The organism is Nocardiopsis sp. KDC1DS13DA1, from assembly GCF_055632325.1.
The window spans coordinates 265,800-283,986 of record NZ_JBVMUY010000014.1; the positions used below are offsets into that span (position 1 = coordinate 265,800).

Below are 18,187 nucleotides of genomic sequence, written 5' to 3' on the forward strand. Positions count from 1 at the left end.
CTTCCCGGCCACGGCGCCGGGGACAGGACGCGGAGCGCTACCGATGAGGATTCGCGAGATGCACACCGCCATTCAGGAGCTCGAGAAGGCTCAGCTCCGTACCGACGTTCCGGAGTTCCGCCCCGGCGACACGCTCAACGTTCACGTGCGCGTGACCGAGGGCAACCGTACCCGTGTCCAGGTCTTCAAGGGCGTTGTCATCCGCCGCCAGGGCTCGGGCAACCGCGAGACCTTCACCATCCGCAAGGTGAGCTACGGCGTGGGCGTGGAGCGTACCTTCCCCATCCACACCCCGGCCGTCGAGAAGTACGAGGTCGCCGCCCGCGGCCGCGTGCGTCGCGCCAAGCTCTACTACCTGCGCGACCTGCGCGGGAAGGCCGCCCGCATCCGCGAGCGCCGCGAGCCCGCCGCCAAGTAGTTCCGACCTCCCCGACGCGGCTCTCCCCGTAACCTCACCGCCTCCCGTAGGGCGGCGGTATAGGCTTCGGGCGATGAGCAAAGACGACAGGGACCGCGTCGAGAACGGGGCCCAGGACGAGGATTCCGCCCGACCCGGCCCGGAGGAGCACGGCTCCGACACTGGCTCCCGAGTGCATGAGCACCCGGGAGCCAGTGGCGTCTCCGAGGACGACGGTCCGGAGCAGGAGAAGGGGGCGGACGGCGAGATGGGCAAGTCCGAGAGCACAGAGAAACAGGGGTCGTTCTGGAAGGAACTCCCCATCCTGATCGTCATCGCCATCGTGTTGGCCTTCGTGATCAGGACCTGGGTCATGCAGGCCTTCTACATCCCCTCCGGCTCCATGGAGAACACCCTCCTGGTGGGTGACCGGGTGCTCGTCAACAAGGTCGTCTACGAGCTCCGCGACATCGAGCGCGGCGAGGTGGTCGTCTTCAACGGTGAGGACTCCTGGGACGATCCCAGCACCGTGCAGGTGCCCGAGCCGACCAACCCGGTCTCCGGCGCGTTCACGTGGGTGCAGCAGCAACTGGGGGCGGCTCCGACCGGCAGGGAGTACATCAAGCGGGTGATCGGCCTACCGGGCGATGTGGTCGAGTGCTGCGACGAGCAGAACCGCATCATGGTCAACGGGGTTCCCCTGGAGGAGGACTACCTCTTCCCGGGCAGTGTGGAGAGCCACACCGAGTTCGGTCCGATCGAGGTACCGGAGGGGCACCTGTGGCTGATGGGCGACCATCGCGCGATCTCCGTCGACTCCCGGTCCCACCAGAACGACCCCGGCGGCGGTGCGGTCCCGATCGACCGCGTGGAGGGGCGGGCCTTCGTGATCATCTGGCCGTTCGACCAGTTCGGTGCGCTGAGCGTCCCGGAGACCTTCGAGGAACTCAACGCCGCGAACGACTGACCCGCGCTGCTTGCGGGCAGGACCGGGAGTGACCGGCGGACGGTGGCACGGCGTCCGCCGGGAACCGCTCCGGTGACCGGTGGGTGAAGGAAATCCTCTCGGCGGGGTACACAGGGGCGTTCCGTGGCGCATGATGGGTTGCGGGTCGTCCTCAGTCGCCCGTTCGTGGATCCGCCGCCCCGGCGGGAACAAGCCGGGGGCCGACGGTGTCCATGGGACAGGGGGTCGGAGCGACCGGAGAGTGCGACGAAAGCGAGCGCGTGGATGAGTTCTGAGGACCTGGAGAAGTACGAGGCCGAGATGGAGCTCCAGCTCTATCGCGAGTACCGGGACGTCGTCGGGCTGTTCAGCTACGTGGTGGAGACCGAGCGCCGGTTCTACCTCACCAACCACGTCGACCTCCAGCCGCGTTCCACCGAGAACGGGGAGATGTACTTCGAAGTCGTGATGGAGGACGCCTGGGTCTGGGACATGTACCGGCCCGCCAGGTTCGTCCGCAACGTGCGCGTGGTGACGTTCAAGGACGTCAACGTCGAGGAGATCACCAAGGCCGACCTGGAGGTGCCCCCGACGGAGGGCGGCACGTCCTGAACCCCCGACCGGCGGCGGTCCCGACCGCCACCGGGTTGTCCACAGCCGGACAACGTCCCCTGGCGCGCTGACCGCCGATCACCGACCGTGGTAACGGGAGGTGGTCGGCGATGGACGAGCGGGCCGTGTACCGCCGCGCGCTGGGTGGGCGCGGCGAGGACCTGGCGGTGGCCTTCCTCGAACGGGTCGGGATGCGGGTGCTCGACCGTAACTGGCGGGTACCGGCGGGGGAGATCGACATCGTCGCCCGGGACGGCCGCGCACTGGTCGTCGTCGAGGTCAAGACACGTACCTCCGTCCGGTTCGGCCACCCGGTCGACGCCCTCACCCCGACCAGACGGCACCGTCTGCGCCGACTCGGTGCGGCCTGGGCCGCCCGGCACCGCGTGTCGCCCCGGCCACTGCGCGTCGACGGGGTCGGTGTCCTGGTGACCGGCGGCCGTGTGTTCGTCTCCCACGAACGGGGGATGGGCTGATGTCGTTCGGACGCGCCCACTGCGTCACCCTGGTCGGAGTCCAGGGGCACGTCGTGGAGGTGGAGGTCCACCTGGGCGGCGGCAGCCCCGGGGTGACCCTGGTCGGTCTGCCCGACGCCGCCCTGCGGGAGGCCCGCGACCGTATCCGGGCGGCCGTGGTCAACAGCGGGGAGCGCTGGCCCGGCGGCCAGATCACCGTCAGCCTCTCCCCGGCCAGCCTGCCCAAGTCCGGAAGCCTCTTCGACCTCGCCATCGCCGGGGCCGTCCTGGCCGCCTCGGGCGAGCTGCCGATGGACCGGCTGGTCGACACCGTCCTCATCGCCGAGCTGGGTCTGGACGGGCGCACCCGCCCCGTTCGCGGTCTGCTCCCCGCCGTCGTGGCGGCGGTCGGGCGGGGCCACGACCGCTTCGTCGTCGCACGGGGCAACGCCGACGAGGCCCGCCTCGTGCCCGGGATCGAGGTGCACGGGGCGGACACGCTGGCCGACGTGTGCCACTGGCTGCGCGGCGGTGATCCCCCGGAGGAGCCCGACGAACCGCGCGGGTCGTCCGCGGACGCGGCCGAGGACCCCGGGGCGGACCTGGCCGACGTGCTCGGACAGCCGGTGGCGCGCAGGGCCGTGGAGATCGCGGCCGCCGGAGGGCACAACCTCATGATGCTGGGGCCTCCGGGGACGGGCAAGAGCCTGCTGGCCGAGCGGCTGCCCACGGTGCTGCCCCGGCTGACCCCGGCCGAGGCGCTGGAGGCGACGGCGATCCACTCGGTGGCGGGCAGCCTGCCGCGGGGGGCGCCGCTGGTCACCCGCCCTCCCTTCGCCGCACCGCACCACACGGCCAGCCGCGCGTCGATCATCGGCGGCGGCAGTGGCCACCCCACCCCCGGGTGGGCCTCCAAGGCCCACCACGGCGTGCTCTTCGTGGACGAGGCCCCGCAGTTCAGCAGGGGCGTCCTGGACTCGCTGCGCGAACCGCTGGAACGGGGCGAGGTCGTCCTGGCCCGCGCCTCGGCCACGGTGGTCCTGCCCGCCCGCTTCCAGCTCGTGATGGCGGCCAACCCGTGTCCCTGCGCCAAACCCGGTTCCCTGTGCACCTGTCCGCCGGGTGAGCGGCGCAGGTACATGTCGCGGCTCTCCGGGCCGCTGCTCGACCGGGTCGACCTCAAGGTGGAGCTCCAGCCCGTGGCCCGGGCCGAACTCCTCGCGGACCAGGTGTTCGCCGAGTCGTCCGCCGTGGTGGCCGCGCGGGTACGGAAGGCGCGGGCCCGCGCGGCGGCGCGGCTGTCGCACACGCCGTGGACCACCAACGCACAGATTCCGGGGGCGCGGTTGCGCCGGGAGTTCCCGGTGGATCCGGCCGCGCTGCGGGTCCTCGGCGCTGCCATGGACCGGGGCCGGATCAGCGCCCGCGGTGTCGACCGGGCGCTGCGCGTCGCCTGGACCCTGGCGGATCTGGCCGACCGGGACCGTCCCGGTGAGGAGGAGACCGCCTACGCCTTCGCGCTCTGGTCGGGGCGCGCGTGGTGACGCCGTGTCCGGGGGAAAGGGGAGGGCCCGAACAACGGACGGCCGGGAGGGCGCGGCGGGTGGAGTGCCAAGGACACGACGACGTGCAGGAGGGGATGAGGTGACCGGACGGGACGGTGAGGGGGAGGCGGACGCCCGGGCGCGGGCCTGCCTGACGGCCGTGGTACCGCCGGGGGAGCCGTGGGTGGGGGAGATGCTCGCCGACCACGGCGCGGACCGGGTGTGGGCGCAGCTGACGGCGGGCGCGCCGCCGCCGGAGTCACCGAGCACCGCCGGAGCCGACCCGATCACCCGGGACCGGCTGCGGCGACGCTGGGAGCGGTGGAGCCGCCGGGCCGCGACGGTGGACGCCGACGCGCTGCTGAGCGCGTCGGCCGATGCCGGGGTCCGGCTCGTGGTCCCGGGTGACCCGGAGTGGCCGGGGCGGCTCGACGCCCTGGACCTGCCCGGCGGGAGCCGGTCGCACGGCCTGTGGGTACGCGGCCGGGGCGACCTGCGCAACCTGTGCCTGCGGTCGGTGGCCGTCGTGGGTGCGCGGGCGGCGACCGCCTACGGGGAGCATGTCGCGTCGGAGCTCTCCTACGACCTGGCCGCACGCTCGGTCGTGGTGGTCTCCGGGGGCGCGTACGGCGTCGACGGGGCGGCGCACCGGGCCGCGCACGCGGCGGGCGGCACCGTGGTCGTGCTGGCCTGCGGGCTGGACGTGGACTACCCCAGGGGGCACGCGGGCCTGTTCGCGGACGTGGCCAGGAGCGGTGTCCTGGTGAGCGAGCGGCCGGTGGGAGCCACCCCCCGAGCCCCCGACTTCCTGGTGCGCAACCGGCTGATCGCGGCGCTCACGCCCGGGACCGTGGTCGTGGAGGCCGGGCGGCGCAGCGGGGCGTTGAACACCGCCGCGCACGCGGTGGAGATGCACCGGACACTCATGGCGGTGCCCGGTCCGGTGACGTCGGCGATGTCGGTCGGCTGCCACGTCCTGCTCCGTGACTGGCAGGCGGGGTGTGTCACCTGTGCCGACGACGTCGTCGCCCAGGTGGTGCCGCTGGACGACGCCCCCCGGGGCCCCGGACCGCTGCGGGTGGCGGCCGACCTCGACCCGGAGACGGCGCGGGTGCTGGAGGCCGTGCCACGGGCCGGGGCGGGGACCGCGACGATCGCCGCGCGCGGCGGCGCCACCCTGGAACAGGCCATGCGGTCCCTCGGGCTGCTCGCGGCGGCGGGGTACGTGGAGCGCTGCGCCACCGGGTGGCGGCCCGCGCTCTGAGGGGGGATCGTCCGGTGCCGGGTACGGGGCTGTCGGGTACAGCGCCGGTTCCGCCACGGCGGCGGGGGTACGGTCACTGTCATGGCTTCCACGTACAGCGACGCCCTCCCGGCCGACGGCCCCCTCCTGTTTGTCTCCGGACAGATCCCCCAGGCCCCCGACGGGAGCGTCGCCGGGGACGTGACGGGGCAGACCCGCCAGATCTTCCAGAACATCGAGACCGTCCTCGCCCGGCACGGCGCCGACCTCACCCAGGTGGTGAAGCTCACCTACTACCTGCGCCACATCGGTGACCTCGACGAGTTCCGTTCCGCCCTCCTGACCTGCCTTCCGGGCGACCACCGACCGGCCGCGACCCTGGTGGAGGTCAGCGGGCTGATCAACCCGAGTTACCTGCTGGAGATCGACGCTGTCGCCTGCCTTCCCCGGAGGTGACGGTGCTGGAGCCCTTCGCCGCCCATCTGACCGGTGAACTCGGCCGGTCGCCGCACACGGTGCGCGGCTACCTGGCCGACCTGCGCTCGCTCCTGGCCCACCTGGAGGAGACCGGGTACGAGGTGTCGGAGCTGGACGTGCCGCTGGTACGTGCCTGGCTGTCGCGGGCCCGCGACGCCGGGGCGAGCCGGGCCACGACCGCGCGCCGGGTGGCCGCCGTGCGGGCCTTCACCCGGTTCCTGCACCGCGAGGGCGTTCTGGCCACCGACCCCGGCCCGCGTCTGGCCGGTCCCGCCCAACGCAGGTCGCTGCCGACGGTGCTGGACGAACGCCAGACCGCCGAGGCCCTCTCCGAGGGTCCCGCCGAGTCTCCGGTCGAGCTGCGCCGCCACGCCGTGGTGGAGGTGCTCTACGCCACGGGGGTGCGCGTCGCGGAGCTGTGCGCCCTCGACCTGGACGACGTCGACCGGGAACGGAACACGGTGCGTGTCCTGGGCAAGGGCGACAAGGAGCGCACGGTACCCGTGGGGGCGCCCGCCCTCGACGCGCTGGACGCCTGGCTCACCGGTGGGCGGCCGGAGTGGACCGCCCCGGCCAGCGGAGCGGCGGTGTTCCTCGGTGCCCGAGGCGGCCGCCTCGGGGTACGTCAGGCCAGGGAGGACGTCCACGCCCGCCTGCGCGCCGCCGGGGTGGACAGCGGCCCGCACGGTCTGCGGCACAGCGCCGCCACCCACCTGTTGAACGGGGGCGCCGACCTGCGCAGCGTGCAGGAGTTCCTCGGCCATGCCAGTCCCCGCAGCACCCAGGTGTACACGCACGTGTCCGTGGACCGACTCCGCGACACCTACCGACAGGCCCACCCCCGCGCCTGACTACTCTTCGCCGCCCTTGTGCGCCACGGGCGCGGCGAGTCGTCGATGGAAAACCAGGGCGGTCATCCCGACCGGTCCGGCGATCGCCGTGGGCACCGCCAGGCCGCACGGATCCGCTGGCGTATGTCCCGGTGGTGCCTCCGTCCGTGCGGGAACCGGAGACATGGCGTCCGCCTCATTTCCGGACCATGGTGCTTCCTCGCGTTTCGTGCGTGTTCCTTCAGGTGGAATTCCTGGTACCGGGTCAGGGGATCCCCCGTTTTCTTCGGGATCATGATGCGCCCTCGGTGGTCCTGGAATCCCAGGGCGGCGCCGAGGGGCAGCAGTCGGACCTGTCCGCGTCCGAGCAGGGACAGCGGGTCCAGGTGCGTGCTGCCGTGGAGCAGACCCCAGTGCAGGCAGGGCCGGTCGGCGCAGTGCGTGGGTCGGTCCGGGACGGTGCCGATCACCTGTCCGGCCTCGACCGGGTCGCCCCGGGCGAGCGCGGAGTCCACCGGCAGGTAGGTGGTGCGCAGGTCGCCGTGGGCCACGCTGACCAGTGGTGTTCCCGCGACGGGGCCGGCGAAGTGCACCCGTCCGGGGCCGGCCGCGTACACCTGGTCCCCGGGCTCGGCGGCGAGGTCGACCCCCAGGTGTCCGGGGAGCCAGCGCTGCGCCGGCGGGTCGAATCCGCGCAGCACCACCACCGGATCGTCCAGGGGCCAGTGCCAGGCGGGCCGGACGGCGGTTCGGTCCGGGGCGAGGGGGAAGAGCAGAAGGGAGAAGGCCAGCAGGAGGCGGATGAGGCGGCGAGGACTCATACGTCAAGGCTCGGGCGAACGGGGGTGGTGCACCAGGGGTCGGGGGAGGCTGTGGACAACCCGTCCACAGGGGGTGGCAGCCCCTGGACACAACGCAGGTCCTGTGTATCCCCGACGGACGATAGAATCGTCTGCGGCCCGTCGGGCCGACCACAATTCGCACGTCCACGCGCCTTCCTCCGGGGAGGGGCCGCACCCACGGTCCACACCGCTTCGGCGGAGTGGCGGTACGGCCGGGGCGTCAGGCACAACCGACGGCGGAGGACAACCTCCGCCACCGCAAGGAGGACCAGGTCATGGCCACAGTCGTGACGATCCGCCAGCTCCTGGAGAGCGGCGTTCACTTCGGACACCAGACCCGCCGCTGGAACCCGAAGATGAAGCGCTTCATCTTCACCGAGCGCAACGGCATCTACATCATCGACCTGCAGAAGTCGCTGGCCTACATCGACCGGGCCTACGAGTTCGTCAAGCAGACGGTCGCCCACGGCGGCACCATCCTGTTCGTCGGTACCAAGAAGCAGGCCCAGGAGGCCATCGACGAGCAGGCCCGCCGCGTCGGCATGCCCTTCGTCAACCAGCGCTGGCTGGGCGGCATGCTCACCAACTTCTCCACCGTCCACAAGCGGCTCCAGCGCCTCAAGGAGCTGGAGGAGATCGACTTCGACGACGTCGCCGGCTCCTCGCTCACCAAGAAGGAGCTCCTCAACCTCCGCCGTGAGAAGGAGAAGCTGGAGCGCACCCTCGGTGGTATCCGCGACATGTCCCGCGTGCCCAGCGCCGTGTGGATCGTGGACACCAAGAAGGAGCACATCGCGATCAGCGAGGCCCGGAAGCTGAACATCCCGGTCGTCGCCATCCTGGACACCAACTGCGACCCCGACGAGGTCGACTACCCGATCCCGGGCAACGACGACGCCATCCGCAGCGTCAGCCTGCTCACCCGCGTCGTCGCCGACGCCGTCGCCGACGGTCTGCTGGCCCGCTCGGGTGCCTCCGGCGCCGAGGCCGCCGGTGAGGAGAAGGCCGCCGAGGAGCCCCTGGCCGAGTGGGAGCGCGAGCTCCTGGAGGGCAAGGGCGAGGCCGCCTCCACCGAGGCCGCCGCTCCGGCCGCTGAGGCTCCGGCCGAGACCCCGGCTGAGGCTCCGGCCGAGACCCCGGCTGAGGCTCCGGCCGAGGCCGCCGCCGACACGCCCGCCGAGGAGACCCCGGCCCCCGAGGCCTCCGCCGAGTAGGCACCGGGTCGTCCCACCCCGCCGCCCCACCGACACCGGTGGGGCGGCTCACGCGGGTCCGCGGGTGCCGTCCCGTGGCCCCAGACCACCGACGCTCCACTTCCAAGGGAATCCGAGAACAGTCATGGCGAACTTCACCGCCGCGGACGTCAAGAAGCTGCGCGACATGACCGGCTCCGGCATGATGGCCTGCAAGAAGGCCCTCACCGAGGCCGACGGCGACTTCGACAAGGCCGTCGAGGCCCTGCGCATCAAGGGTGCCAAGAAGCAGGCCGAGCGCGGCGAGCGCACCGCCGCCCAGGGCATGGTCGTCCTCAAGCAGGAGGGCGAGGGCAAGGCCACCCTGATCGAGCTCAACTGCGAGACCGACTTCGTCGCCAAGAACGAGCAGTTCATCGCGCTGGCCAACCAGGTCGCCGACTTCGTCGCCGCCGCTGACAGCGACGAGCTCGTCGCCGTCGCCGCCGCCGAGATCGAGCCGGGCAAGACGCTCCAGACCTTCATCGAGGAGAAGGGCGCGGTCATCGGCGAGAAGCTGGAGCTGCGCCGCGTCGCCAAGTTCGAGGGCGCCTACGTCGCCAGCTACCTGCACAAGTCCGACCCCGACCTGCCGCCCACCATGGGTGTCCTGGTCGAGCTGGACAAGGCCGACGCCGAGGTGGGCAAGGACGTCGCCCAGCAGATCGCCGCTCTGGCCCCGCAGTACGTCGGCAAGGACGACGTTCCGGCCGACGTGGTGGAGAAGGAGCGCAGCATCGCCGAGCAGACCACCCGCGAGGAGGGCAAGCCTGAGCAGGCGATCCCCAAGATCGTGGAGGGTCGCCTGAACGGCTTCTTCAAGGAGGTCACCCTCCTCGGCCAGCCGTTCGTCAAGGAGAACAAGAAGACGGTCCAGAAGGTCGTCGACGAGGCCGGCGTGACCGTCAAGCGCTTCGTTCGCTTCAAGGTCGGCCAGGCCTAGGGATTTTGACATGATGGAGGTGCCGGGGAGAGTGCTCCCCGGCACCTTCGGCGGATATGGGCGGGTTCGGACGCGTGAGCGCCCCGTCCGTCCGCAGCAGGAGCACTCGGGGGACCCTGTGCCGCTCGGGAACAACAAGGGAGGCCACAGGCCGTGTCGGAGAACAAAGCGATGAGCACCGAGACCGCCATGCACGATTCCGGCTGGAAACGTGTGATGCTCAAACTCTCCGGAGAGGCGTTCGCGGGCGGTGGCGGTCTGGGCATCGACCCCGAGGTCGTCCAGTACGTCGCGGAGTCCATCGCCGAGGCCGTCTCCGAGGGCATCCAGGTCGCCGTCGTCGTCGGCGGCGGGAACATGTTCCGCGGAGCGCAGCTCACCGAGGGCGGGATCGAGCGCGGCCGGGCCGACTACATGGGCATGCTCGGCACGGTCATCAACTGCCTCGCCCTCCAGGACTTCCTGGAGCGCCTCGGCGTGGACACGCGCGTGCAGACCGCCATCCACATGAGCCAGGTCGCCGAGGCCTACATCCCGCGCCGCGCCGTCCGCCACCTGGAGAAGGGGCGTGTGGTCATCTTCGGCGCCGGTCTGGGCGCGCCGTTCTTCTCCACCGACACCACCGCAGCCCAGCGCGCGCTGGAGATCGGTGCTCAGGCGGTCCTCAAGGGCACCCAGGTCGACGGGGTCTACGACGCCGACCCGCAGCGCAACCCGGACGCGGTCAAGTTCGACAAGCTCAACTACAACGAGGTCCTCACCCGCGGCCTCAAGGTCATGGACGCCACCGCGGTCAGCCTGTGCATGGACAACGGTCTGCCCATCGTCGTGTTCGATCTGATGAGCCAGGGCAACATCCTGCGCGCCGTCCGCGGTGAGAAGATCGGCACGATCGTCGGACCGGCCCCCGCCTGACGCGGACGCGCCACCCCAGTAAGCCACGAACACCAGAGTCGATTCCGGGAGCGCCAACAATGATCGAAGAGACCCTCCTCGAAACCGAGGAGAAGATGGAGAAGGCCGTCACGGTGGCGAAGGAGGACTTCTCCACCATCCGCACGGGACGTCCCACACCCGCGACCTTCAACAAGATCACCGTGGAGTACTACGGTGCGAGGACGCCGATCAACCAGCTGGCCTCCTTCTCGGTTCCCGAACCGCGCATGGTGGTCATCTCGCCGTTCGACGTCAGCGCGCGGACCGAGATCATCAACGCCATCCGCAACAGCGACCTGGGCGTGAACCCGTCCGATGACGGCCAGGTCATCCGCGTGGTGTTCCCGGACCTGTCCGAGGAGCGCCGCAAGGAGTACGTGAAGGTCGCGCGGACCAAGGCCGAGGACAGCAAGGTCTCGATCCGCAACATCCGCCGCCACGCCAAGGACGCGTTCGAGAAGGCCGTCAAGGCGGGCGAGCTCGGTGAGGACGAGGCGCACCGCGCGCAGGCGGAGTTGGACAAGTTGTCCCACACCTACGTCGCCAGCGTCGACGAGCTGCTCAAGCACAAGGAAGCGGAACTGCTCGAGGTTTAGTGGTGACCACTCCTTCCAGTGGCTCCGGAGGCGACGACCTCTCGCCGGAGCACAGACCCGACGAGGGATCGCCCGCCGACGAGGCCGCCGGGCAGCGCTTCGTGCTGCACAAGCCGGGAGGTGAGCCGGTGAAGACCGGTCGCAACCTCCCGGTGGCCATCGCCAGCGGGTGCGTCCTGGGCGCACTCGTCTTCTTCTCGATCTTCCCCCTGCCCCAGCTGTTCACGATCATCACCTCGCTGGCGGTGCTCATCGGCCTGCGCGAGGTCAACCGGGCGTTCGCCGGGAAGGGCATGGCCCTGGCCCTGGTGCCGATGGCCGTCGGCGGCGTGGCCATGCAGGTCTGCGCGTACTTCGGCGGGACCGACTGGTTGGTGGGGGCGACCGCGCTCACCGCGATCGCCCTGCTCGTGTGGCGGTTGCGGGGCGGAGCGGAGGGGTTCGTCGCCGACGTGTCGGCCAACCTGTTCACACTGCTCTACCTGCCCTTCCTGCTCGGTACGTGGCAACTGCTCATCTCCCATCCGGAGGACGGGCAGTTGCGCCTGGTCACGTTCATCGTGGTCACCATCTCCAGCGACATCGGCGGCTACTTCGCCGGGATCCTGCTGGGACGGCACAAGATGGCGCCCGTGATCAGCCCGAACAAGACGTGGGAGGGCTTTGGCGGTTCGGTCGTCGGCTGTGCGGTGGCCGGTGCCCTGTGCGTCGTCCTGATGCTGGACGGGCCCTGGTGGGTCGGTGTGCTGCTGGGGCTGGCGGTCGTGTTCGCGGCCACGGTGGGGGACCTCATCGAGTCGCTGTTCAAACGCGACCTCGGCGTCAAGGACATGGGCAGTTTCATGCCGGGGCACGGCGGGCTGATGGACCGCCTGGACTCCCTCCTGATCGCCGGTCCCGTGGTGTGGGTGGTACTGGCCCTGCTGCTCTGACGGGGAGCCGTGCCAGGCCGGCCCCGGTCGGCTGTGCCGCCCCGGGGGCGACGTACGCCGGTACCGGGCCGATACGCTCGGTCCGTGGATGAACCGCTGATCGATCGCATGCGCTCCTACGGTGAGACCGTCTTCGCGGAGATGACGCGTCTGGCCGTCGAGACCGAATCCGTCAACCTCGGCCAGGGATTCCCGGACACCGACGGGCCGCGCTCCCTGCTGGAGGCGGCCACCGGGCACATCCTGGGCGGGGTGAACCAGTACCCTCCGGGTCCCGGACGGCCCGAACTGCGCCGGGCGGTGAGCCGTTACCGTGCCCGCCACTACGGCATCGAGCTCGACCCCGACTCCGAGGTCTACGTGACCGTCGGCGCCACCGCCGGGATCGCCGCGTCGCTGCTCGCCCTGGTGGAACGGGGCGACGAGGTGGTCGTCTTCGAGCCGATGTACGACTCCTACGCCGCGATGATCTCCCTGGCCGGAGGCGTGCGCAGGCCGGTGGCCCTGCGACCGGACCCGGAACGGGGCGCGTTCACCTTCGACCCCGGCGAACTGCGTGCCGCGGTGGGGCCGCGCACTCGCGTGATCATCGTCAACACGCCCCACAACCCGACGGGGACCGTGTTCACGGCCGAGGAGCTCGAGACGATCGCCCAGGTGTGCCGTGAGCACGACCTGATCGCCCTCACCGACGAGGTGTACGAGTTCCTCACCTTCGACGGGCTGCCGCACGTGCCCCTGGCGGCCCTGCCGGGAATGCGCGAGCGGACCCTGTCGGTGTCCTCGGTGGGCAAGATGTTCGCCGTCACCGCCTGGAAGACCGGTTGGGTCATGGGCCCCGAGCCGTTGGTGCGCGCCGTGCGCACGGTCAACCAGTTCCTGACCTTCTCCGCCAACGGCGCGCTCCAACTGGCGATCGCCGACGCCATCGACCAGGAGGGGGACTGGATCGAGGCCCAGCGCGCCTCCCTCCAGACCAAGCGCGACCGGCTGGCCGCGGGGCTGGTCCGGGCCGGGTTCGACGTGTACCCGTGTGAGGGCACCTACTTCCTCATGGCCGACATCCGGCCCCTGGGTCACGACGACGGTCTCGCCGTGGCCCGGGCCCTGCCCCGTGCGGCCGGGGTGGCCGCGGTGCCAGCCCAGGTCTTCTACGACCACGAGGAGGAGGGCGCGCACCTGCTGCGGTTCGCCTTCTGCAAGCGGGACGAGGTACTGGACGAGGCCGTGAACCGTCTGGTCGCCTGGCGCGGGGACGACGCCTAGGACGTCGGGGCTCCGCACGGGCCCGGGGCGACGGCGTCCTCCATACGGCGGTCCTCCTCCAGGAACGTCAGGAGCAGGCGGGGGCAGCGGAAGGTCTCGCCGTCGTCGGTGTCGAGCAGGTGCACCGACGCGAGGCGGTCGAGGAGGTCCTCGGTCTCCCGGAGCGGCGTTCCGGCCAGGTCGGCCGCCTCCTCCGTGGCGAAGCCCCGGGGCCCCAGGGTCGAGACCGCGCGCAGGACCCCCGTCTCGGTGTCCGTGGCCAGGCTGAGGGCGGACTCCAGGGAGGCGCGTACGGAGAGGTCACCGAACCGGAGCTCGTCCAGCAGGTCCCGTTCGTCCATGAGCCGGTCGAGCAGCCAGCGCAGGGGACGGTGCTCGGCGGCGGCGAGCCGCGCGCCGACGGTCCGCAGCGCCAGCGGCAGCCCCTCGCACAGGTGGGCGAGGGCGTCGGCCTCCTCCGGTTCGGCCGCCACCCTCCGGGCGCCGATGCTCTCGGCCAGGAAGGCGCGGGAGGCCGACGGGGGCAGCGCTCCCAGGGGGAGGCGGACGGCACCCGCGAGCTCGGCGAGGGCCACCCGGCCGGTGATGATCATGCCGTTGCCCGTTCCGGTGGGCAGCAGCGGTTCCACCCGGTCGGCGGAGGGGACGCCGTCGAGGACGACCAGGACCCGCAGGTCGGCCGTGGCGCGCCGGAAGGACTCGGTCAGTCGTCGGGGGTCGCGGGGGACGTCGTGGTCGGGGACTCCGAGGGAGCGGAGGAACTCGGTGAGGACGTGTTCGGGTGCCGGATTCCCGCCCAGGTCGGCGTAGAGCGTGCCGTCGGGGTAGACGGCGGTGAGTTCGTGCGCGGCGGCCACGGCCAGGGCGGTCTTGCCGGCACCGGGACGTCCCGTGACGCACACGGCCGGGAGCGCGTCCGGTGCGCTGGGGGTGAGCACCTTCCGGATCGTGTCCAGTTCCGACCGGCGCCCGATGAGACGGCACGCCCCGGCGGGTAGGGCGCGCGGTACGTGCCGGGGCCGTGCGGCCGTGCGGCCGAGCTCCGCGTCGTGCCGCATGATGCGCTGGTGGAGTCGCCTGAGGTCGGGGCCGAGGGGGCGGCCGAGGGTGTCCTCGAAGGCCGCGCGGCCGTCGTGGTAGACGTCGACGGCCTCGGTACGCCGGCCCGAGCGGTGGAGGGCGAGGATCAGCTGGCCGCGCAGGCGTTCGTTGAAGGGGTCCTCCCGCACGAGGGGGCCGAGTTCCACGGCGAGCGCGTCGTGCCATCCGAGTCCCAGTTCGACGTCGACGCGCTCCATGACCGCGGCCCTGCGCAGGTCGCCGAGGCGGAGGGCCTCGGTTTCCAGCGTGTCGGTCCGCACGTCCGCCAGCGCGTGGGGGCCGCGCCACATCCGGTCCGCCTGGCGGTAGAGGGTGGCGGCCAGGTGGGGTTCCCCGCGGTCGACGGCGGCTCGGGCCTCCGCCAGGCGCCGTTCGAAGGTCCAGGCGTCCACGTCCGTGGAATCGACACGCACCATGTACCCGGTGCCGACGGTCTCGATGACGTCGCCGAGCTTGGCCAGGCGGCGCCGGAGCCCGCTCACCAGGATCTGGATCTGTTTGCGCGCCGTGCCCACGGGCATGCCGCCCCACACCTCGTTCACGAGGGTGTCGACCTGGACGACCCGACCGGCGTTGACCAGCAGCATCGCGAGGACGACGGCCGAATTGCCCTGGGGGACTCTGATCCACGTGTCGGGGTCCTCGTAACCGAGGGGACCCAGGATCACGAAGGGCACACCAGCCTCCCACGAATAGTCAGAGATCGAATTATGTTACTCAATGTCGTCATATATTTACTATCGGAATGGTATTGGGTGCCAACTTCGGTGTCCATTTTCTCCATGGCCACATCGGGCCAACAGCCACCGGGCAGGGTGCCGCCCAGGGCGACGAAGCCGCTCGGGGCGGTGGGCGATGGTGTGGGGGTGGTGTGCCGGAGGCGTCCGTTGAGGGTGGTGGTGGGCGACGTTGGGAGGGTGGTGCGCCGGAGGCGTCCGTTGAGGGTGGTGGTGGGCGACGGGTGGGCCTAGCCACTCCCCCTCTCCACCCGGGACCGCGCGGCCAGGACGGCCAGGCCGCCGACGACCGCGCAGGCGAGGAGGACGAAGGTCGTGTTCTCCACCGCGGAGATGCTGCTCCGCCACGAGTCGAGGGGGCGGCGGACCAGTTCCGCGGCGACGGCCAGGGCCAGGAGCAGCACCACCGCCCGCCGGGTCCGGGACAGGAGCCCGGTGGTCCCGGCGATCACACCGCCGACCACCGCGACACCGAGCGTCAGCCACAGTGCGGCATCGGCCGCCGGCGGCGCGGTCCCGGCACCGGGTACCGCGTCCGCGTGCAGCCGTCCGTGCACGTCGTGCGTGACGAACGCGGTCGCCATGAAGACCGCTCCCAGCGCGCCCGCCCAGCCGTTCGAGTCGGGTTCCAGCCGACCGAGCGCGAAGGGAACCCAGAACCAGACGACCAGGCTGTTGGCCACCCCGCCCGCGTACTGGGCGGTCGCGCTCCACACCGTGTGGTCGACCAGACCGTCGGGCGCGACCTGGTTGCTCGTCGCCGACAGGAAACCCACGAGGAGGCCGCTCAGGACGGCGGCCGCGAGTGGGATCGCTCGTTCGCGCATGGGCTCCCCGCTCCGTTGGACTCGACCGTGACGGGTGGGCGCCGGGGCCGTCCCACCCCACGGTTCCGGCGCCGGGGGCGGCAGGCGCCCCCGGCGGTGGTCGACGACCGCGGCCTACCGTTCGGGCTCGAACCACACCGCGCCGAGCGGCGGCAGCGTCAGTTCCGCGGAGAACGGCTGGCCGTGCCATCCCCGTTCCTCGGCGGTGACGTGGGCCGGTGCGGGGTGCCCCGAACCGCCGAACCTCGGGTCGTCGGAGTTGAGCACGCAGTTCCACCGTCCTCCGACCGGCAACCCCGCCCGCCAGCCCGGGCGCGGCACCGGCGAGAAGTTCACCGCGCAGGCCAGCACCGACCCGTCCTCGCCGTGGCGCAGGTACGACAGCGTGTTCCCCTCGCGGTCACCGCCGTCCAGCCACCGGAACCCGGCCGGGTCGGTGTCCAGCGACCACAGGGCCGGGCGCGGGCGGTAGGTGTCGTTGAGCGCCCGGACCAGCCGCTGCACCCCCGCGTGGTGGTCGAACTGGAGCAGCCACCACGGCACCCCGGCCTCGTGCGACCACTCGTCCCCCTGGGCGATCTCCCCACCCATGAACAGCAGCTGTTTGCCGGGGTGCGACCACATGTACCCCAGCAGTGCGCGCACGGTCGCCGTCCGCTGCCACTCGTCGCCGGGGGCCTTGTTCAGCAGCGACTGCTTCCCGTGCACGACCTCGTCGTGCGACAGCGGGAGCACGTAGTTCTCGCTGTAGGCGTACACCATCGAGAAGGTGACCTCGTCGTGGTGGTACTGCCGGTGGATCGGCTCCTTCTTGACGTACTCCAGGGTGTCGTGCATCCACCCCATGTTCCACTTGAGCCCGAAGCCGAGCCCTCCGTGGTCCACCGGCCGGGTCACGCCCGTGTAGGCCGTCGACTCCTCCGCGATCATCACCGCACCCGGGTTGCGGCGGTAGACGGTCGTGTTCAGCTCCTTGAGGAAGTCGATCGCCTCCAGGTTCTCCCGACCGCCGAACACGTTGGGCTCCCACCGGTCGGAGTCGCGCGAGTAGTCCAGGTAGATCATCGACGCGACCGCGTCCACCCGCAGCCCGTCGACGTGGAACTCCTCCAGCCAGTACAGCGCGTTGGCGATGAGGAAGTTGCGCACCTCCGTGCGTCCGTAGTTGAAGATCAGGGTCCCCCAGTCGGGGTGCTCGCCCCTGCGCGGGTCCGGGTGCTCGTACAGCGCGCTGCCGTCGAACCGTGCCAGCGCCCACTCGTCCCTGGGGAAGTGCGCGGGGACCCAGTCCAGCAGCACACCCACGCCGGCCCGGTGCAGCGCGTCGACCAGGTACCGGAACTCGTCCGGCGACCCGAAGCGCGGCGTGGGCGCGTAGTAGGAGGTCACCTGGTAACCCCAGGAGCCGTCGAACGGGTATCCCGAGACGGGCATGAACTCCACGTGGGTGAAGCCCATGTCGGTGACGTACCCGACGAGCTGCTCCGCCAGTTCGAGGTAGCCCAGCCCCGGCCGCCACGACCCCAGGTGCACCTCGTACACGCTCATCGGCGCGCGGTGCGGCTCCGTGCCCTTGCGCTCGGCCATCCACGTCTGGTCGCCCCACGTGTGCGAGGACACGGTCACGATCGACGCCGTCGACGGCGGCAGCTCGGTCCGGCGCGCCATCGGGTCGGCCTTGTCGCGCCAGTGTCCGTCGGCGCCCAGCACCTGGAACTTGTACAGGTCGCCGTCGCCCATGCCGGGCACGAACAGCTCCCACACGCCACTGGCCCCCAGGCTCCGCATGGGGTGGCCGACGCCGTTCCAGTGGTTGACGTCCCCGGTCAGGCGGACCCCGCGCGCGTCCGGCGCCCACACCGCGAATCCGGTGCCGGACACCTCGCCCATGCGGGTGTCGACCGTGCGGACATGGGCGCCCAGCGCGCGCCACAGCTCCTCGTGCCGCCCCTCGCCGATCAGGTGCAGGTCGAGGTCGCCCAGGGTGGGGGTGAACCGGTAGGGGTCGGCGGTCACGTGCTCGGGGCCGTCGGCCTCGTAGCGCGCGGCGATCCGGTAGTCGGCCGGGGACCCCAGGGCGGTTTTCGTGACCCTGCCCGCGAACACACCCCGGTGCAGGTGGTCGAGGGCGACACGGGTGCCGTCGGGCAGGACCGCGTGCACCTCCAGCGCGCCCGGGCGCAGGGCTCGCACGACCGTGTTCCGGCCCGTGGTGTGCACCCCCAGCAGCGAGTGCGGGTCGTGGTGGTGCCCGTCCACCACCCGGTCCAG

The 18,187-nt window shown here is 71.5% G+C and carries 18 protein-coding genes; 14 read left to right on the forward strand and 4 right to left on the reverse strand.

The features are described 5' to 3' along the window. The first annotated feature begins 58 nt into the window (after nucleotides 1-58). From rplS to ACTVAJ_RS09565, 8 genes are all read left to right on the forward strand, one after another. Nucleotides 59-418 (forward strand): 50S ribosomal protein L19, encoded by a 360-nt coding sequence (gene rplS / locus ACTVAJ_RS09530; RefSeq protein WP_397230306.1) that lies wholly within the window; start codon nucleotides 59-61, stop codon nucleotides 416-418. A gap of 73 nt (nucleotides 419-491) precedes the next feature. Beyond that, complete coding sequence (lepB, locus tag ACTVAJ_RS09535) at nucleotides 492-1,364, forward strand: signal peptidase I (RefSeq protein WP_470387712.1); 873 nt, start codon at nucleotides 492-494, stop codon at nucleotides 1,362-1,364. A gap of 264 nt (nucleotides 1,365-1,628) precedes the next feature. Next, complete coding sequence (locus tag ACTVAJ_RS09540) at nucleotides 1,629-1,955, forward strand: DUF2469 domain-containing protein (RefSeq protein ID WP_017598220.1); 327 nt, start codon at nucleotides 1,629-1,631, stop codon at nucleotides 1,953-1,955. Between the two features lie 110 nt (nucleotides 1,956-2,065). Next, the gene (locus tag ACTVAJ_RS09545; RefSeq protein WP_470387713.1) at nucleotides 2,066-2,431 is read left to right on the forward strand and encodes a YraN family protein; all 366 of its coding nucleotides are present in this window, start codon (nucleotides 2,066-2,068) and stop codon (nucleotides 2,429-2,431) included. After that, nucleotides 2,431-3,954: a YifB family Mg chelatase-like AAA ATPase gene (locus ACTVAJ_RS09550; protein WP_470387714.1), complete on the forward strand. Its 1,524-nt coding sequence runs from the start codon at nucleotides 2,431-2,433 to the stop codon at nucleotides 3,952-3,954. Before ACTVAJ_RS09545 ends, ACTVAJ_RS09550 begins: the two co-directional genes overlap by 1 nt. A 100-nt stretch (nucleotides 3,955-4,054) precedes the next feature. After that, nucleotides 4,055-5,218 carry a DNA-processing protein DprA gene (locus ACTVAJ_RS09555; RefSeq protein WP_470387715.1) on the forward strand — a complete coding sequence of 388 codons (1,164 nt, stop codon included), beginning with the start codon at nucleotides 4,055-4,057 and terminating at the stop codon, nucleotides 5,216-5,218. Between the two features lie 81 nt (nucleotides 5,219-5,299). Beyond that, the gene (locus ACTVAJ_RS09560) at nucleotides 5,300-5,653 is read left to right on the forward strand and encodes a RidA family protein (RefSeq protein WP_470387716.1); all 354 of its coding nucleotides are present in this window, start codon (nucleotides 5,300-5,302) and stop codon (nucleotides 5,651-5,653) included. Beyond that, nucleotides 5,650-6,525 (forward strand): tyrosine recombinase XerC, encoded by an 876-nt coding sequence (locus ACTVAJ_RS09565; protein WP_470387717.1) that lies wholly within the window; start codon nucleotides 5,650-5,652, stop codon nucleotides 6,523-6,525. The genes ACTVAJ_RS09560 and ACTVAJ_RS09565 overlap by 4 nt, the downstream gene beginning before the upstream one ends. Before the next feature lie 62 nt (nucleotides 6,526-6,587). Here the strand turns inward: ACTVAJ_RS09565 and ACTVAJ_RS09570 are convergent, their stop codons facing one another. Continuing rightward, nucleotides 6,588-7,325 (reverse strand): M23 family metallopeptidase, encoded by a 738-nt coding sequence (locus tag ACTVAJ_RS09570; protein ID WP_470387718.1) that lies wholly within the window; start codon nucleotides 7,323-7,325, stop codon nucleotides 6,588-6,590. Between the two features lie 296 nt (nucleotides 7,326-7,621). Here ACTVAJ_RS09570 and rpsB point away from each other — a divergent pair, with 296 nt between their 5' ends. The 6 genes from rpsB (at nucleotide 7,622) to ACTVAJ_RS09600 (ending at nucleotide 13,251) form a co-directional block, all read left to right on the forward strand. Beyond that, on the forward strand, nucleotides 7,622-8,560 hold the full coding sequence (rpsB, locus tag ACTVAJ_RS09575) for a 30S ribosomal protein S2 (RefSeq protein WP_470387719.1): 939 nt from the start codon (nucleotides 7,622-7,624) through the stop codon (nucleotides 8,558-8,560). 124 nt (nucleotides 8,561-8,684) lie between these two features. After that, complete coding sequence (gene tsf, locus ACTVAJ_RS09580) at nucleotides 8,685-9,521, forward strand: translation elongation factor Ts (protein ID WP_470387720.1); 837 nt, start codon at nucleotides 8,685-8,687, stop codon at nucleotides 9,519-9,521. A gap of 171 nt (nucleotides 9,522-9,692) precedes the next feature. Beyond that, a complete protein-coding gene (pyrH, locus tag ACTVAJ_RS09585; protein ID WP_470387721.1) occupies nucleotides 9,693-10,436 on the forward strand; it encodes a UMP kinase in 744 nt (247 codons plus the stop codon). Between the two features lie 59 nt (nucleotides 10,437-10,495). Beyond that, complete coding sequence (frr, locus tag ACTVAJ_RS09590) at nucleotides 10,496-11,053, forward strand: ribosome recycling factor (protein WP_470387722.1); 558 nt, start codon at nucleotides 10,496-10,498, stop codon at nucleotides 11,051-11,053. Nucleotides 11,054-11,055: 2 nt separating this feature from the next. After that, the gene (locus ACTVAJ_RS09595) at nucleotides 11,056-11,985 is read left to right on the forward strand and encodes a phosphatidate cytidylyltransferase (RefSeq protein ID WP_470387723.1); all 930 of its coding nucleotides are present in this window, start codon (nucleotides 11,056-11,058) and stop codon (nucleotides 11,983-11,985) included. Between the two features lie 84 nt (nucleotides 11,986-12,069). After that, on the forward strand, nucleotides 12,070-13,251 hold the full coding sequence (locus tag ACTVAJ_RS09600) for a pyridoxal phosphate-dependent aminotransferase (protein ID WP_470387724.1): 1,182 nt from the start codon (nucleotides 12,070-12,072) through the stop codon (nucleotides 13,249-13,251). On the opposite strand, the gene ACTVAJ_RS09605 is transcribed toward ACTVAJ_RS09600, so the two are convergent. The 3 genes from ACTVAJ_RS09605 to glgB form a co-directional block, all read right to left on the reverse strand. Beyond that, nucleotides 13,248-15,029, reverse strand: coding sequence for an AfsR/SARP family transcriptional regulator (locus tag ACTVAJ_RS09605; RefSeq protein WP_470387725.1), 1,782 nt, complete (start codon nucleotides 15,027-15,029; stop codon nucleotides 13,248-13,250). The two genes, ACTVAJ_RS09600 and ACTVAJ_RS09605, sit on opposite strands and share 4 nt — an antisense overlap. 290 nt (nucleotides 15,030-15,319) lie before the next feature. Further along, a complete protein-coding gene (locus ACTVAJ_RS09610) occupies nucleotides 15,320-15,916 on the reverse strand; it encodes a hypothetical protein (RefSeq protein WP_470387726.1) in 597 nt (198 codons plus the stop codon). Nucleotides 15,917-16,030: 114 nt separating this feature from the next. Then, the gene (glgB, locus tag ACTVAJ_RS09615) at nucleotides 16,031-18,187 is read right to left on the reverse strand and encodes a 1,4-alpha-glucan branching protein GlgB (RefSeq protein WP_470387881.1); all 2,157 of its coding nucleotides are present in this window, start codon (nucleotides 18,185-18,187) and stop codon (nucleotides 16,031-16,033) included.

Excerpts from the sequence above, each read along its gene's own strand:
- tsf (WP_470387720.1), top strand. The coding sequence starts at position 8,685 with ATGGCGAACTTCACCGCCGCGGACGTCAAGAAGCTGCGCGACATGACC.
- rplS (WP_397230306.1), top strand. The coding sequence starts at position 59 with ATGCACACCGCCATTCAGGAGCTCGAGAAGGCTCAGCTCCGTACCGAC.
- pyrH (WP_470387721.1), top strand. The coding sequence starts at position 9,693 with ATGAGCACCGAGACCGCCATGCACGATTCCGGCTGGAAACGTGTGATG.
- ACTVAJ_RS09540 (WP_017598220.1), top strand. The coding sequence starts at position 1,629 with ATGAGTTCTGAGGACCTGGAGAAGTACGAGGCCGAGATGGAGCTCCAG.
- ACTVAJ_RS09570 (WP_470387718.1), bottom strand. The coding sequence starts at position 7,325 with ATGAGTCCTCGCCGCCTCATCCGCCTCCTGCTGGCCTTCTCCCTTCTG.
- rpsB (WP_470387719.1), top strand. The coding sequence starts at position 7,622 with ATGGCCACAGTCGTGACGATCCGCCAGCTCCTGGAGAGCGGCGTTCAC.
- ACTVAJ_RS09545 (WP_470387713.1), top strand. The coding sequence starts at position 2,066 with ATGGACGAGCGGGCCGTGTACCGCCGCGCGCTGGGTGGGCGCGGCGAG.
- ACTVAJ_RS09560 (WP_470387716.1), top strand. The coding sequence starts at position 5,300 with ATGGCTTCCACGTACAGCGACGCCCTCCCGGCCGACGGCCCCCTCCTG.
- ACTVAJ_RS09610 (WP_470387726.1), bottom strand. The coding sequence starts at position 15,916 with ATGCGCGAACGAGCGATCCCACTCGCGGCCGCCGTCCTGAGCGGCCTC.
- ACTVAJ_RS09550 (WP_470387714.1), top strand. The coding sequence starts at position 2,431 with ATGTCGTTCGGACGCGCCCACTGCGTCACCCTGGTCGGAGTCCAGGGG.
- lepB (WP_470387712.1), top strand. The coding sequence starts at position 492 with ATGAGCAAAGACGACAGGGACCGCGTCGAGAACGGGGCCCAGGACGAG.
- frr (WP_470387722.1), top strand. The coding sequence starts at position 10,496 with ATGATCGAAGAGACCCTCCTCGAAACCGAGGAGAAGATGGAGAAGGCC.